The organism is Flavobacterium frigoritolerans, from assembly GCF_025847275.1.
Lineage (GTDB): Bacteria > Bacteroidota > Bacteroidia > Flavobacteriales > Flavobacteriaceae > Flavobacterium > Flavobacterium frigoritolerans.
The window spans coordinates 92927-109975 of record NZ_JAOZEV010000006.1; the positions used below are offsets into that span (position 1 = coordinate 92927).

Below are 17049 nucleotides of genomic sequence, written 5' to 3' on the forward strand. Positions count from 1 at the left end.
TAATCAAAATCTTTTATAAATTTATGCACGTTGGATATAACTCATGAAAATTTCATTTAACACATAGAAACATAGGTTTTATATGTGAAAAAACACAAAGAGAAATAAACTTCTCTCACATAGTAAACTCTGTGTATTTTAAACAAGTGAAACGCCTTTTTTAAGATTAAAAAATCTATGTTTCTATGTGTTAAAATTAATTACGCCCAACAAGTAAATTTATAAAATACCAAACCTCTAAAGATATAAAATGACACCAAGCACAATCCTCATCCTAATCATCATTTACTTCGGAACACTATTCTATATCTCACATAGAGTCAGCAGAAAAGACGATGGAAATGAAGCTTTTTTTACAGCTAATAAAAACTCAAAATGGTATTTAGTAGCCTTTGGGATGATCGGAACTGCTCTCTCTGGAGTAACTTTTATATCTGTTCCGGGAGAAGTTGGCGCAGCAAGTGGAGAACAATTCAAATACTTTCAGTTTGTATTAGGTAACGCTATCGGATTTATAATAATTACAAAGTTATTATTACCCTTGTATTACCGAATGAATTTGACCTCTATTTATGGATACATAGAACAACGAATGGGGTTTTACAGCTACAAAACTGCAGCCTCTATTTTCTTAATTAGCCGAACTGTAAGTTCTGCATTCCGACTATACTTAGTAGTAATAGTATTGCAGCGTTTTGTATTTGATTTTTATGGTATTCCTTTTGCATTTACAGTATTGATGTCTTTAGTTCTAATCTTTTCTTACACGTATAGAGGCGGACTAAAAACTATTATTATTACAGATACTTTGCAAACATTTTTCTTAGTTACTTCAGTTTTCCTTACCATTTATTTTATTTGTGACCGTATGGATTTAAGTGCTATTGGCGCTTTCGAAGAAGTAAAAAACAGTAATTATTCAAAAATATTTTTCTTTGATGATTTTCTAGGAAGCAAATTCCATTTTATAAAGCAAATATTAGGAGGAATGTTTGTAACTATAGCAATGACAGGGCTAGATCAGGATTTAATGCAAAAAAACCTAAGTTGCAAAAACATTGGAGAGGCACAAAAAAACATGTTTACCTTTACAGGAATCTTCGTTGTTATAAATATCTTCTTTTTAAGTGTTGGAGCTTTACTATATATTTATGCAAACAAAAACGGAATTGCAATTCCTACTGACTTAATTACAGGTAAACCAAGAACTGATTTACTTTTCCCTGAAATCGCATTAAATCATTTAGCTACAATTCCTGCAATCGTATTCTTATTAGGAATTATTGCAGCAACTTTTGCCACGACAGATTCAGCATTAACCGCATTAACAACATCGTTTTGTGTTGATTTCCTAGGCATGGATAAAGCCGAAAATAGTAAAAAGAAAAATACTGTACGCATAAGACATTTAGTTCATATCAGTTTTTCAGCATTAATTTTCTTTGTGATACTCATCTTTAATTCCATCAATGATAGTTCTGTTGTTGGAATGATATTCAAGGTGGCATCCTATACTTATGGTCCATTGTTAGGATTATATGCTTTTGGGCTGTTCCAAAAAACAAGAAATGTAAATGATAAACTAGTTCCATTAATCTGTTTATTATCTCCTTTCTTTACCTATTTAATAAATGAAAATTCAAAAGTATTGTTTTCAGGATATGTATTTGATAATGAATTAATAGTGCTAAACGGACTAATAACCTATTTAGGATTGTTCCTGACAAGTTCACGCAGTAGCGAAAAAATAAGTTTTTAAAACCATGTTAAAAACATAACTAATCGACTAATCAATTAGGATCTATAAACAAGTAGTTTCTAATTGATTCAAAAAATAATTATATGAAAAATTCCTTCATAAAAATTAGCCTATACGCCACATTTTTATTTTTGATTACCAATTGTGCTACCAAAAACAACAATACAATTATAAATTCAGATAAAGACTCCTTTACAAAAGATACAGTCGTTTATATTGCTCCTAATAAATCAGATAAAAAAACTTTCTTCAAAGATTCGGACAAAGAGACTAATTGGGTTGACAGCATTTACAACAAAATGCCGCTTCGTGAAAAAATAGGTCAGTTGTTTATGATTTCGGCCTACTCTAATAAAGATTCCGTTCATACCAATCAAATCAATGCATTAGTTCAAGACTATAAAGTTGGCGGAGTAATATTTTTTCAAGGCGGTCCAGTTCGTCAGGCTAAATTAACCAACCTGTACCAATCTAAAGCAAAAGTTCCTTTATTTGTAGGAATTGATGCCGAATGGGGATTGGGTATGCGATTGGACTCTACATACCGTTATCCTTGGAATATGACTTTGGGTGCAATTAAAGATTTGAGCTTAATTGAGAATGTAGGAAGAAATATGGCCAATGAAAACAAGCGAATCGGAATTCATTTTAATTTTGCCCCCGTACTTGATATCAATACCAATCCTAAAAACCCTATTATAGGAAACCGCTCATTTGGCGAAGACAAAGTCAATGTAAGTGACAAAGCCATTGCCTTAATGAAAGGGGTACAAAGTCAAGGTGTTTTTAGCACTGGAAAACATTTTCCTGGACATGGAGACACATCAACCGATTCACACTATGCATTGCCTTTGGTTAATTTTTCAAAAGACAGACTTGAGTTAGTCGAATTATATCCATACAAACGAATATTCAATGAAGGCTTAGCATCAGTTATGGTTGCTCATCTTAATATTCCAAGTTTAGAACCAATACCAAATATTCCTTCCTCAGCATCTTATAATGTCGTAACCAACCTGCTTCAAAAAGAATTAGGTTTCGAAGGTTTGATATTTACAGATGGTTTAGCAATGAAAGGTGCTAGTAATTTTAAAGGTCCTGGGGATCTGGAAATAGCTGTACTTCTTGCTGGAAATGACATTTTACTTTGTCCGGAAAATGTACCTGTAGCAGTTCAGAAACTTGAAGTAGCCTATAATGACGGTATTATTACTGAGGAGCGCTTGGCACATTCGGTAAAAAAAATATTGCATTATAAATTTAAAATTGGGCTAAATAATTACAAACCAATAAATATGGCAAACATTTATGATGATCTTAATCCATCACAAAATGATGCTTTGCACTATAAATTATACGAAAACGCTATTACAGTTTTAAAAAATGAAAAGGAAATACTTCCTATCAAAAACTTAGATCAAAAGATTGCGTATGTAAAATTAGGAGAAGATGTAAACAGTGATTTTGTTACTACATTAAAAAAATACACCGAAGTAACTGAAGTAGCCAATACTAATATAGATAGCCTAAACAACGAATTAAATAAATACGACCTTGTTATCATTGGTTTTCACAAAGTAAATAAAACTTGGGAAAAACAGAATTTCACCGATACTGAATTGGTAAGGTTACAAGAAATTGCAAAGCACAACAAAGTGATTTTGGATATCTTCACAAAACCATATTCCCTATTGCCAATAACTAACTTTGATGATATCGAAGGATTAGTCGTTTCTTATCAAAACTCAGATATTAGTCAGATTGTTTCGGCAGAATTACTCTTTGGAGCAATCTCAGCCAAAGGAAAACTACCTGTATCTATTAATACGTCTTTTAATGTAAATGATGGTTTAACGACCGAAAAAATAAATCGTTTAGGTTTTACAAAACCAGAAAATGTAGGTATGAATCCGCTAATTTTATCTAAGATCGATGCAATAGCACAAAAAGCAATTGATGGCAAAATGACTCCCGGAATGCAAGTTCTTGTAGCACGAAAAGGAAGTGTTATTTTCCAAAAATCATACGGTAGTCAAACCTATGACAATACTCGAAAAGTTACCAATTCAGATTTATATGATGTAGCATCGATTTCAAAAATGATTTCGACATTGCCCAACGTGATGCAATTGTATGATAATGAAAAAGTAAATCTCGATACCAAATTAAAAGATATGGTGCCGCTTTTTGCAAAAACAAACAAAGAAAACATCACTTTCAAAGATTTACTTACTCATTATGCAGGACTACAAGCTTGGATTCCGTTTTACAAAGCGACATTAGATAGTGAAGGTAAGCCTTCGGCAAAGTATTATCGTAGAGTAGCCGAATCTGACTTTTCGACTAAAGTGGCAGATGGTCTTTTTATTAGAAATGACTATCATGACACCATCATGAAAATCATTGCAGATAGTCCACTATCCTTAAAAAAAGAATACAGATATAGTGATTTTACCTTTATCATCCTGAAAGAATATTTAGAGAGAAAAACGCATAAAAAATTAGAAGAGCTGAGCCAACAAAATTTTTACAGCACACTCGGAATGAATAATACGCTTTACAATCCTTTAGACAAATTTGACAGAAGTAACATTGCTCCTACCGAAATAGATAATTATTTTAGACATCAGGTAATTCAAGGATATGTTCACGACATGGCCGCAGCAATGGAAGGCGGAGTAGCTGGTCATGCAGGAATTTTTTCGAATGCAATGGATGTTGCCAAAATGATGCAGCTATTTTTACAAAAAGGAAATTATGGGAATAAGCAATATTTTTCAGAACAAACATTTGACGCTTTTAATACTTGTTATTACGCTGACAAAGGAGTTCAAAGAGGTTTAGGTTTTGATAAAAGAATAGCCGAAAAAGGCCCTACGTGTGCTTGTGTATCTCCATCTAGTTTTGGACATACCGGATTTACAGGAGACATCGCTTGGGTTGATCCGGAAACAGAAATTGTTTATGTATTTTTATCCAATAGAACCTATCCCGAAGTTATTAATGATGAAAATAAATTAGCAAAAGGAAAAATCCGAGAAGATATTCAGCAAATTATTCAGGATGCAATTATAAAATAAAGAATATATGTTAGTAATACATAATTCGTGATTTTTTATTTAACACATAGATTTAATTTCTAAGTCTTAGAATACAAATAAGATAATTCATTATCATCACATAGCTATGTGAATCTATGCAAAGTGAAACGCTTTTTCTGATTTCTAAAAGCTATGTTTCTATGCGTTAAAAAGAATTATATCCAACGAATTTAAAAAAAAATACTATTCATAAAAAAACCAAAACCATGAACACAAATCTGGAATTACTCTATAAAATTGCCCAAAAACCTTCCCGAACTATTATCGGATTAATGTCAGGTACTTCATTAGATGGTCTAGATGTCGCTTTATGCAAAATCTCAGGTTCTGGTGAAAACACAGAAGTTCAATTAGTACAATTTGATACTGTAGATTATTCAGAAGAAATAAAATCCGAAATCCGAACCGTATTTGCTAAACAAACAATTGATTTTCAGAAACTGGTTTTATTAAATGAATGGATTGGAGTGCTTCATGCCAATATGATTTTAGAATGTTTAGAACGCTGGGGAATCCCAAGTAACAAAGTAGATTTGGTAGCTTCACATGGGCAAACCGTTTTTCATGCACCGAAAATTTTACACCAACAAGATAAATTCCCGAACGCTACTTTACAAATTGGCGACGGAGATCATATTGCTGTAAAAACCGGAATTATAACGCTGTCAGATTTTCGACAAAAACACTTAGCTGCAGGTGGCGAAGGAGCACCACTAGCTGTTTATGGAGATTATTTCTTGTTTGGAAAAAAAGGCGAAAATCGTATTATGCTCAATATGGGTGGTATTGCAAATTTTACTTACTTGCCATCAAGTTGTAATCCTGAGGAAGTTTTTGTTACTGATACAGGAACAGGAAATACCCTAATCGATGCTTTTACCAGACTTTCGTTTCCGGATAAAGCCTATGATAAAGATGCTGAAATCGCAAAAAAAGGCACCGTAAATAATGCTCTTTTAAAAGCATTAAAAGAAGATGAATTCTTTCTTGCACCTTTTCCAAAAACAACAGGGCCAGAACTTTTTAATATCGAATATGTCAGAAAAGCACAAACCCAAAGCAACACCACAACCATTACTATTGAAGATTTATTAGCAACTCTAACCCGATTTAGTGCCGAAACCATAGCCAGTGCCATACACACAGCCATAAACAATACAACATATTCAGTTAAAAGTTTTACCATTTATATGTCAGGAGGAGGCGCGCACAATCCATTATTAGTAGGTTGGCTGAAAGAACTATTGCCTTGTACATTTTCAAGCACCGATACTTTAGGAATTTCAGGAGATGCAAAAGAAGCTATACTATTTGCCATTTTAGCAAACGAAACTGTTTCTGGCGGAACTTCAGATTTTGGAACACGCAAAGGAATTCCATCTGTATCAATGGGTAAAATTTCTTTTCCTAGCTAAAGAAAAACATTTAAAAATTCCTTATTTAAATAAATAACGAAACCAAAAAACCAAACTAATGACAAAAGAACGTTTAATATCGCTAGATGTATTTAGAGGATTTACTATTTTATTAATGACAATAGTCAACAACCCAGGAAGCTGGGCTTCTATATATCCTCCATTAGAGCACGCCGAATGGCATGGCTGTACACCTACCGATTTAGTATTCCCTTTTTTTGTTTTTATAATGGGAACAGCAATACCATTTGCAATGCCAACGAAACATTTTGACTTGGGTATTTTTAATAAAATCCTAGTTCGTTCCTTACGAATATTCTGTTTAGGATTGTATTTAGCATATTTTAGCAGAATCCAATTATTTGGTTTAGAAGGAATCCCATTATTACTACTTAGACTAGCGATAACCTTTGGAGTAGCTTATGCCCTTCTAGGAAATTTTACTTTAAAAATTAAAACCTACCTTGTTTTAGGAATATTTGCAATACTATTATTTTTAGCATATAGTAAGATCGAAGCTTATCAAGATGTAAGAATCCCAGGTGTTTTACAACGAATAGGAATTGTATATTTCTTTGCATCCCTTTTATATTTGAAAACAAATTTAAAAACGCAACTACTAATTGTAGCTTCAATTTTATTGGGATATTGGATTCTGATGGCTTTTGTTCCAGTTCCAGGATTTGGTGCTCCAAATTTTGAAAAAGGAACAAATCTAGCGGCTTGGTTAGATAATTTACTTTTAAACGGACATTTATGGAGCTACTCTAAAACTTGGGATCCTGAAGGGGTTTTGAGTACTTTACCAGCAATAGGCACAGGAATTCTGGGAATGTTTATAGGACAGATACTGAACTTACAAATTCCTAAAATTGAAATTGTAAAAAAATTAGCAATCACAGGAATTATTCTAATAATTACAGGTTTGCTTTGGGATATCATATTCCCAATAAACAAATCGCTGTGGTCTAGCTCATACGTTTTGTACACAGCTGGTATAGCAACAATATGCTTGACTCTATTATACTACATAATAGATGTAGCAAACTATAAAAAATGGACTAAGCTGTTTTTAATTTGGGGGGTAAATCCTATGATTGTATTTTTCTTTTCGGGCATTATCCCAAGAGTTTTAAGCTCAATTAAAGTACAAAATCCAGAAATAGCTACAGAAGAAATCAATCTTCAAACTTTAATTTACAAATTTGAAATTGTACCTTGTTTTGAAAATCCGTTAAATTCGTCATTAGCTTATGCAATATCATACGCCATTTTCTGGTCACTTATACTTTGGGTTTTCTATAAAAAGAAAATGATTTTTAAAGTATAAAATATACGGAAAGTTTTTTTTAGTTTTTTTGGGGGCGCCACGATCCGACCGAAGGGAACAGATGAAGTAATTACACAGATTTTCACGAATCAGAATATTCCAAATGAATATTCACTATGTTCAATTGACATAAAAAATCAGTGTAAATCGGTGTAATTCGTGGCAAACCTTTTTTATAAAAAAATCTATAAAATCATTTTAATTCATTCTAACTCTTTGCGAAAGGAACGCGAATGATACAGATTTACAAAAGTAAAAACGGAGATTAAAAACGGATTTTTAAAAATAAGAAATGGAAAATCCGTTTAATCCGCGTTCCTCTATAGACAATTTATTTTCCCCAAAAAGAAACCCCATCGGGTGGCATTACAGTAATCAGAAAAAATGACACATATCGCGCTGGAGCTTTTGATTATAATATACAACAGCTACAAAATGAAATTAAGACAATTATTCTTTGGATTGCTATTTATCGGACTTCTTTTCTCCTGTTCCTCAATCAAGAAAAAAGACAATTCCTTAGTTACATCAATTAGTGATAAGATTGTGGTGCGTCAAGATTTTAAAAAATATTTTGATAACTGTAATACCGAAGGCTCAATTGCTATCTATGACAATAACAACCATACATGGATACTATCCGATACTATCGATACAAAAAAGGAGACTTTACCAGCATCTACATTTAAAATCATCAACCTGCTTATTGCATTAGAAACAAAAACCATTGCTAGCGAGAATGAAATAGTCAAATGGCCTGGAACTACCGATACCATAAAATACGATTACCGCCCTACTATTTACCATGATATAACCGTAAAAGAAGCTTTTGAGGTTTCTGCAGGTTGGGCATTTATAGAATTGGCAAAGAAAATCGGCAAGGAGAATTACAAAAAATACTTAACGCTTTGTAATTATGGCAATCTTGACCTTTCGCAAACTGATCCTGATTTTTGGAATTTTGGTGCTTTTGGAATTTCTCCAATCAATCAAGTTGAATTTCTAAAAAGGCTTTACGAAGAAAATCTTCCCTTCTCAAAACGAAACATCGAAATCGTAAAAAAGGTAATGATAACCGAACAAAACGATGAATACAGTATCCGTTCAAAAACAGGCTGGACAAGAGAAAATAGAATTAATACTGGTTGGTGGACTGGCTACATTGTAAATAAAAGTGGAACTTATTTTTTTGCAACACGTCTTATACAAGACAGAAAATTTAATACTTCTAATTTTGGCAACTGTCGAAAAGATATTACGAAATCTGTGTTTATTGATTTAAATATTATCCAGCATTCAACTCATTAAATCATTCTTCATCAAACTATCTGACTTATAAAATTCGGAAAATTATAAACGAAAACACAAATCCTAAACCAAACCAAAGAAGTCTGGCTACTCTATTATCTCTAATAATTTCTTCTCTCTCTTCTCCCTCGCTATTATTCATTTTCACAATAATTGGTATTTTAATTTGAATGCGCAAAATACATTTAACTTATAAAACCAAAATAAATAATACGCCATTTAAATACCATAATAAGCCCAAATTTTAATTTCCAATTTCATAGTAAAACTTCTTATGCACCACAATTTCCTATAATAAAAGAAGAAAATTATACTTTGTCTCCGACCACCTCCCTTTTTATGGTTAAATTTTTAAGATCAAAAACTAAAGTAATCTAACCCCATTTCGAAAAAAAAACAATTAAAATATCACATTTTAGTATTAATTTAGTAAGCTCTATAATCAAGGCTGCAAATAACCAAAAATACATAAACATCAAAATATCAATAAATTGCAATTCATTCACTCCGCTTAAAGGAACACAAAACTGGACAAGCGCTTTTTTAAGATAGAACAATTTTAAAAATAAGGAAATATGAAAAAACTATTTACAATTTGCTTTCTCATTGCAATTTTGCTTAACGGAAAAGCACAAGATTTAGTAGCATTTAGATCAGACGAAAAATATGGTTTTAAAAATAGTGCAAATGAAGTTGTTTTGCCTGCTTTGTATCAATACGCAGAAGACTTTCAAAATGGACTAGCTGTAGCTCTGAAAGATAATAAATACGGCTTTATTGATAATACAGGAAAGTTTATTATTCCGAATATTTATGATCAAGCAGTTAGTTTTATTGATGATATGTCATTTGTAAGCTTAAATAATAGCGTTTTTGGAATTGATAGAAACGGTAAAAAAATAGCTGTTTTAAAGTATGATGAACTAGAAGGTAGCATCAGACGTTTAAGAAATCAAATTGGTGTAAAATTAAATGGCAAATTAGGGATGATAGATTATAAAGGGAATGAAGTAATTCCGCCAATTTATGATCTTATTTGGCCTAGAATTCCATCTAAGAAATTAGCCTTTGTATGTTTAGATGATAAAATGGGAATTATTGATAATAATGGTAAATTGATTCTACCAATTATATATGATTATGTCACCCCTTTTTTCTCATCAGTCAACAACTTGAGAGCATATAAAATTGAATTAAAAGGAAAATCTGGTGTCGTAGATGAACTAGGAAATATAATATTACCCACAATTTATGATAGAATAAATCATAAAAAAACTAAAAGGATAGAAGTTCAATTAGATGGGAAAATTGGATATTATGATTTTGAAACAAAAAAAATACTTTATATTTCCTTAGATAAAAAAGATGAACTAGATTGGATTAATAGTGTTGATGATGCAGAATACCGTTTGAGTAAAATCCCAACAGTCAGATAGGATATGAAAAACAAAAAACTGCTACTTAAAAAAGCTTTAAACATTTAAGTTATGGATAAATCATTTTTTAAATAAGACTTTCGGATGCTAGTCTATGTCAGAATTGTAGTTTATAAAACAGCGCATTTAAAAGGATTTATTTAATCAAAAATAGGTTTAATAGGATTATCAAATATATCCGTAACAAAGGAAGTATCCAGATAAATGTTACATTCGGGCATACGTTCTTTCATAATAAAACCTTTTTCAACTATGTTCTCTTCTGTATCTTCTGAACTTAAAAAGATTTCTCTAAGATTTTGATTATTCAAATTTTCACATAAATCAGATAGGGTAATTTTTGTTTTAGTAATGTTTAAACTTTTCAAACTCATCATTTGATTAAAATAAGGGATACTTGCCTTAGTAACTTCATCATGTTTTCTTAAATAAAGAGTCATTAGCCCTTTAAAAGTACTCATATATTTCACTCCTTCATCCGTAATCTGAGATTCTTTGAGATGAATTTCTGTTATAGATGTAATTCTTAAACTTAAAAAATAAAAAAACTCATCATCACAATCAGAATCGACTTCTTTAAAGACACCCCATTCTGAAGGGATATTTTCTGCTTTGTCAATACGAAAATGGCGTTGCCAAAATTTTTTTTCTTCTTTAGATAATTTCATTATAATTGCTAATTAAGAGCTAGAAATTTAATACAATTTTATCGATTTCATTCATTTTTATAATTACACTTTCTAATCTTTTTTTCTTTTTCAGTAAAAACACTTTTTTAGCATCTATTAGATTATAGAAAAAAAGGACTTCCATATATAAAGAGAAAGAAATTAAGTATGTACGAAAGCAGTATTCACCTTTAATTTCTGAACTTGATACTATTAAATTCAAGATAATTTTGAAATAAAAAGAAACAAAAAATTCCCCTTCATATTTTCATACTAACAACCTCTTAAATCGAACAATTAGTATTTCAAAAAATATCACATTTATTAAATGAAACCCAGCTAAACTTGAGTTATTTTATTGTATTCGTCTAAAGCTTTACTAGGATCAGAAGTAGCGTATTCATTCTCTGGTTCTGGAATTACATGGATTTTTGAATCACTTAATGATACAATAGCAGAACAAACATAAATCCCTATTTTTCCATCGCTATATTTAAAATCCAACAATGTTAATTTTACAATTTCATTGATAGAAAGCTCATAGTAATTTCCGTAACGAATGATCTTAAAATAAATTTCTTTTTTATCTACTATTTCAAATTGATTGGTTTGAATGTTTTCAAAAACAAAATTATTCTTTACATCCTTTTCATTAAATCCCCATGCTCTAAATTGAACAAACCCATTTACAAAATCAATTGATATATAATAGGCTGTTCCTTCTTTATCGCACTCAATAACAAAACCTGTTTTTCCCATTCCTTCAACTGCCAATGTACCCTCCCAAACAAAGTTATTTGCAGGTTTATCAAAACAAAAAACCTCGTACCCACTTCTGCAACCAAATCGCCATTTACTGTCACTTTCCAAATCAAAATTTGCCGAAGGATTCCCTAAAATCGGTACTGGAGTTGGTAAGTTTTTTTGAAGAATTGTTCTTTGATAAAGTGTCTTCCAATGATGATAGGTCTTTAATAAAAGCCTGCCATTAGAATCTACATCTAATTGTTTTGGAGGAGGAATTACACGAAGTGTATTGACATTTCCTCCAACAAAATAAAAATTATAAATTAAAAAATAATCGCCATCTTTTACAATTCTTGCCGCATAATTACCTTGTGGCATCAGAACATTATTATGAAAAGCATGGTATTCTCCTTTAAAATCCGGAGAAAACCAATAACGAACTTTAATATCTTCACGAATTGAACCTAATAAATAATGCATCCCTTTTATCTCTACTACACAAGGACATTCGATATCATCATATACATAAGCAACATGTAGTGGTTTTTGAAGAACAAAACCATTTGAACCCCTTTTAGCTACACCAATACAACCTCTTCTATAAGTAGGCCCTACTGCACTTCGAGCGCAAATCAGTAAATAGTCCTCTCCTTCAAATTGGTATTTATATGGATCTCTAAAACTAAGCCATTGACGAGGATTATTGTCTGAGCTTTCATAATAAGGTGCTTTACTTTTTAAAGGCAAACCATATAGATTTTCTTTTGTCCAATGGATTAAATCAGGAGAAACTGCTCTTCCAACTTTTTGCATAACTCCTTTATCTTTCCGTTTAAGACCTGTATAATACATCTCATAGCCTTCGCCATCAGAATTTTTACTAACATGCATAGTCCATAACATATCATCATCCCACTCTCCTGGATCACCTACAAACAAAGCATTTTTTACTCTTTTCCAAGAAAGTCCATCTTTTGATACTGCATGTGCAATATAATCGTGATTTGGAATTATCAAATGAAATAAATGATGCATTCCGTTTTCATCTATAAATACATCTACGTCGCCTATTTCCCAACTACTAAACCCTGAACCTGAATACATATTACTTAATTATTTTATAGTGTTTTAATCCCTCTAAAATTCCTAAAGAAGCTGAGCCTTTCGCTACATAAATACTTTTGGTTGTTTCATATTTGGCAAGTTCAGAACTTCGATTTCCTACGATAATCCCTTTAACAGAGCCTCTAAACATATCAATATCATTTCCTGAATCGCCCGCTGCAATTACATTCGATAAAGGAATCGCCCATTTACGACATAAAAATTTAACCGCATTCCCTTTTGATGCTCTTTTAGGAATAAAATCAATAAACTCTCCGTGACTTGGAATAATATTTACTTTATACCACCCTGTTCCCAAGACAGTGATTAATTGCTCATAATCGTATTTTTCTTTATCATAATAATAGGAGATTTTATATGGATTTTGAGCTTCTTCTTCCTGCAATCTCAGCCATGCAATCCCTTTCAAACGATTTACAATATCTTCCCTTTTCCAACGACCTGCCAAAAAGGTAGCCCAACCTTTGTCTAGAATATAATTTTTCCCATTTGTATAATAAATTTCAGTTCCTACAGAACAAATAACAAAGTCAGGCAAAGGAAATTGTTCTTCATCTATGACTTTTTTAACAAGTGCCAAATTTCTTCCTGATGCCAAAGCAAAAGCCATTTTTTCAGTACGATTTATCAAATGCTCTTTCAATTCTTTTAGTCCTGGATTATTCAACTTTGGTTCAATTAGGGTCCCATCAATGTCAGAAACAAATAAATGCTCTACCTTTCTTTTTAAACGCTCAATATTAATATTGGGGTAATGTTGCTTTTTTAAGCCAGAACCAGATGATAATGATAAATTTTCATTAATCAATTCAACATATTGATTAACATGGCTTAACCAACTATAATGTTTTTGAATATTAATTGCTCCATTATTTGAGTAATATTTCCATTGGCTTTCATTAGTCAAAATAGTACGTAATGCTTTTTTGATTTCATTTTCATTCAGAGGATCTACTAATTCTCCGTTCTGACAGGTAGGAATAATTTCAGATGGGCCACCATTTTTAGTAACTACAACAGGCAACCCAGAACTAGCAGACTCAATGACTGTTAATCCAAAATTTTCATGTAAGGCCAAATTTACAAAGACACCTCTTTTTTCGGCAGCATAACGATAAATAATCGAAACCTCATTTTCTACATCATGCTTTTTAGGAATTGCCATTTTTCCATATAAATCATACTTGTCCATTAATAACAATAAATCTGTTAGAACATTTTTTTCAGATTCAGGCATTTTCGAAATATCCTTTCGAATCCCAGCAAAAATGACCAGATTGGCTATGCTTTGCAGCTCTTTATCTTTACCATAAACATCTATAAGAGTATGCAAATTTTTATGACGATCGGGTCTAGAAAGGGCTAAAATAAAAGGTTTGTGTGGATTTATTAAAAACTTAGAGATAGCTTCAGCCACCCAATATTTCCTTTGCTCCTCTTCCATTTGTTTATTAGCATCTTGCTCTTGATGATAATAAGGAACAAATTTACTAGTATCAATTCCAGGAGAAATTGCATGATACTTCCCTAGTTCAAAATTTTTATAGACTCTATAAGTTTCAATTTCTTGCTCTGTAGAGGTAACGATAAATTCCGATAATTCTAAAGTCTTATCCTCTGCAGCAATCCTTTGCTCAAACTTAAATTTCTTTTCAATTTCTTCTTCACTCAAGCCACTTTCCAGCAACTTTTTCTTTTTATGAAAACCCAAAGAATGTCCTGTATGAGCAAAAGGAATATTCAGTATTGTAGATAATTCACTAGCTACATATCCTGCATCTCCATAATGAGAATGAATCCAATTGGGGAAAATATCATGAAGTTTGATATGCTGTACAACTCCATCCACAAAAGTGTCTAAACCCTCCCATAATTGCTCCTTCGACTTATATTTTTTTCCTAAAAAAGAAATTCGTCTAATATCTAATTTATCATTAATGATTTCAATTGGCACTGCATATTCCGGAGAAAGATTCTTATCATCAATTAACCTTGTAAATAGATGAACATGCTCAACAGCTTCATGCTGTGATAAAAACTCGGCAAGTTCATAAACATACTTCGTTTGTCCCCCATTATCAGCATCTCTACCAATTTCTAGTCCTGATCCTTTTAAAAGCCCATGGATATTTATTAATGAAATTCGTAATTTAGCCATCTTCCTTTTTATTGGTTAGATTTTTAAGGTACGAAAATTAGAGCAGTTCACCCCTAATTTTAAGCAAAACAACCAGATTATTAACACTTTAAGATTAAATTAGTAAGACTTATAGCCAATACTAAGCCTCAATTACACAGAAATAATAGCGTAAATATGCTTGAATTCGGAGCTTAAAATTCTGGCTGTTTTTATCTAAAGTAAAATCTTTAGCCATTTATAATTATAATTTCCAATCCTATTGTAATGACATTTATTATTTGTTTCCTCTCAAAGATGAGTTTGTGACCGCAGTAGGGTTTGAACCTTTTACTAGAAGACTTTCAGCTTTTAAGCGATTTGACAGAGGTTTGAAAAGAAAAGGATTTGATTACTTAAGCTTATGAAATAAAATTTCACTTTAATAAAATTATAGAAAGGTTTTGCTTTATTAATAATTTAATGTTAGGATCTTATTATTAATACACAATACTACAGATGCTCTATACCCTAATTATATTACCCAGATTTCTAATAGCATTTTCAATTTTATTCGTCCATAAAGGACAATAGTTTAATCGAATATAGTTTTGATAGTATTCTAAAGAAGAAAAGATATGTCCAGGACAAATACCTATTCCCTGACTTAATGCCTTCTTCTGAAATTCAAATGCATCAATATCGCTACGGAGTTCAATCCAAATACTTAGCCCTCCTTTGGGTACTGCAAGTTTTGTTCCCTCTGGGAAATACTGATTAATTGCACCGATATATTTAATCATCTGACCCTGAAGGTCATTACGCATTTTTCTAATATGTTTGCTATAAAGACCACTTTCTAAATACTTACCGATAGCGTCCTGTAAAATCCCATTGGTAGATATATTAGAACCAAATTTTAATTTCTCAATATTTAGATGATGTCTGCCTGCGGAGACCCAGCCTATTCTGAAGCCCGGTGCGAGTGTTTTTGAGAAAGAGCTGCAGTAAAGAACATTATCATAATTGTCGTAGGCTTTTGCAGGATAACCATTAGCAGTACCAAAAGACAATTCTCCAAGACAATCATCTTCTATCATCGGAATATTTAGCTTACCTAATAATTCAACTAGCCTGATTTTATTTTCTTCGGGCATGGAACTTCCTGTGGGATTGTGACAGCGCGGCATAAAAATACAGGCAGCTACTTCATTATTTGATAAAGCCAGTTCAAGATCATCGATACATAAACCAGTTTCGGGATCCACTTTAATTTCAAGCGCCTTTAATCCACGACGTTCCAAACTTTGCAAAATCCCATGATAAGTAGGCGATTCAACGGCTATAATATCTCCCATATTAGTGATAGAATCAAGACAAAGATTGATAGCTTCCATTCCGCCATTTGTAACTAATATATTTTTCGGATTTAATGGCTTTTTCCACTCTAGGGAAAGCCTCGATATCTGTTTGAGAAGGTTCGGATGACCCTCTATCAACGGATATTGGAAGTTGTCGTTACCTGATTCGCTTAGCGACGCCTTTACTGCTTTGTTAAGACTTGTTATTGGAATAAATTCATTGACTGGTGCAAGAATTGAAAAATTTATAATGCCGTTTTCCTTAGCATTTTTCATCATCGCAGCGGCCATTGCAGTAATCTCAACTCTTGCTGGCAGCATTGGTCGGGATTTTGTTGCAGGTATTTTTAAAGAAGAGCCAAAGGAATTTAAGATATATCCTGAACGAGGACGAGAGATGATTAAGCCTTTTGCTTCAAGCAAGGAATAGGCCTGAAATACCGTATTTAAACTTACTTTCAAATCTTTTCCTGTTTGACGTACCGATGGTATTTTGTCACCTGCCTTAAGCTGTAAAATATTTATATTCTCTTCTACTTTTTCTGCTACCTGTTCATATCGAAAACCAATACCTGTTATCATATCTTCTTAATTAAATATTGATAAAGGCAAAGATACGAAATCTGATCTCATTTTTTTTACGAAATCTGAATCTGTTCTTGTGTTTGTATTAGTTGGATATT

The 17049-nt window shown here is 32.0% G+C and carries 10 protein-coding genes; 6 read left to right on the forward strand and 4 right to left on the reverse strand.

The features are described from left to right. Nucleotides 1-250 precede the first annotated feature (250 nt). The 6 genes from OIU80_RS09815 (at nucleotide 251) to OIU80_RS09840 (ending at nucleotide 10349) form a co-directional block, all read left to right on the forward strand. A complete protein-coding gene (locus OIU80_RS09815) occupies nucleotides 251-1759 on the forward strand; it encodes a sodium:solute symporter (protein WP_264286839.1) in 1509 nt (502 codons plus the stop codon). An 83-nt stretch (nucleotides 1760-1842) separates the two neighbouring features. Further along, complete coding sequence (locus OIU80_RS09820) at nucleotides 1843-4839, forward strand: glycoside hydrolase family 3 N-terminal domain-containing protein (protein ID WP_264286840.1); 2997 nt, start codon at nucleotides 1843-1845, stop codon at nucleotides 4837-4839. Between the two features lie 227 nt (nucleotides 4840-5066). Beyond that, nucleotides 5067-6275, forward strand: coding sequence for an anhydro-N-acetylmuramic acid kinase (locus OIU80_RS09825; protein WP_264286841.1), 1209 nt, complete (start codon nucleotides 5067-5069; stop codon nucleotides 6273-6275). A 58-nt stretch (nucleotides 6276-6333) separates the two neighbouring features. Continuing rightward, a complete protein-coding gene (locus OIU80_RS09830) occupies nucleotides 6334-7605 on the forward strand; it encodes an acyltransferase family protein (protein WP_264286842.1) in 1272 nt (423 codons plus the stop codon). Between the two features lie 435 nt (nucleotides 7606-8040). After that, nucleotides 8041-8913 carry a penicillin-binding transpeptidase domain-containing protein gene (locus tag OIU80_RS09835; RefSeq protein WP_264286843.1) on the forward strand — a complete coding sequence of 291 codons (873 nt, stop codon included), beginning with the start codon at nucleotides 8041-8043 and terminating at the stop codon, nucleotides 8911-8913. A gap of 575 nt (nucleotides 8914-9488) precedes the next feature. Further along, complete coding sequence (locus tag OIU80_RS09840; protein WP_264286844.1) at nucleotides 9489-10349, forward strand: WG repeat-containing protein; 861 nt, start codon at nucleotides 9489-9491, stop codon at nucleotides 10347-10349. A gap of 140 nt (nucleotides 10350-10489) precedes the next feature. Here OIU80_RS09840 and OIU80_RS09845 read toward each other — a convergent pair whose 3' ends face one another. From OIU80_RS09845 to OIU80_RS09860, 4 genes are all read right to left on the reverse strand, one after another. After that, nucleotides 10490-11017 carry a hypothetical protein gene (locus tag OIU80_RS09845; RefSeq protein WP_264286845.1) on the reverse strand — a complete coding sequence of 176 codons (528 nt, stop codon included), beginning with the start codon at nucleotides 11015-11017 and terminating at the stop codon, nucleotides 10490-10492. A 339-nt stretch (nucleotides 11018-11356) separates the two neighbouring features. Then, complete coding sequence (locus OIU80_RS09850; RefSeq protein ID WP_264286846.1) at nucleotides 11357-12868, reverse strand: glycoside hydrolase family protein; 1512 nt, start codon at nucleotides 12866-12868, stop codon at nucleotides 11357-11359. Nucleotide 12869: 1 nt separating this feature from the next. Beyond that, nucleotides 12870-15047, reverse strand: a complete 2178-nt coding sequence (locus OIU80_RS09855; RefSeq protein WP_264286847.1) for an HAD-IIB family hydrolase — start codon at nucleotides 15045-15047, stop codon at nucleotides 12870-12872. Nucleotides 15048-15529: 482 nt separating this feature from the next. Then, a complete protein-coding gene (locus tag OIU80_RS09860) occupies nucleotides 15530-16948 on the reverse strand; it encodes an aminotransferase-like domain-containing protein (protein WP_264286848.1) in 1419 nt (472 codons plus the stop codon). Between the last annotated feature and the right edge of the window lie 101 nt (nucleotides 16949-17049).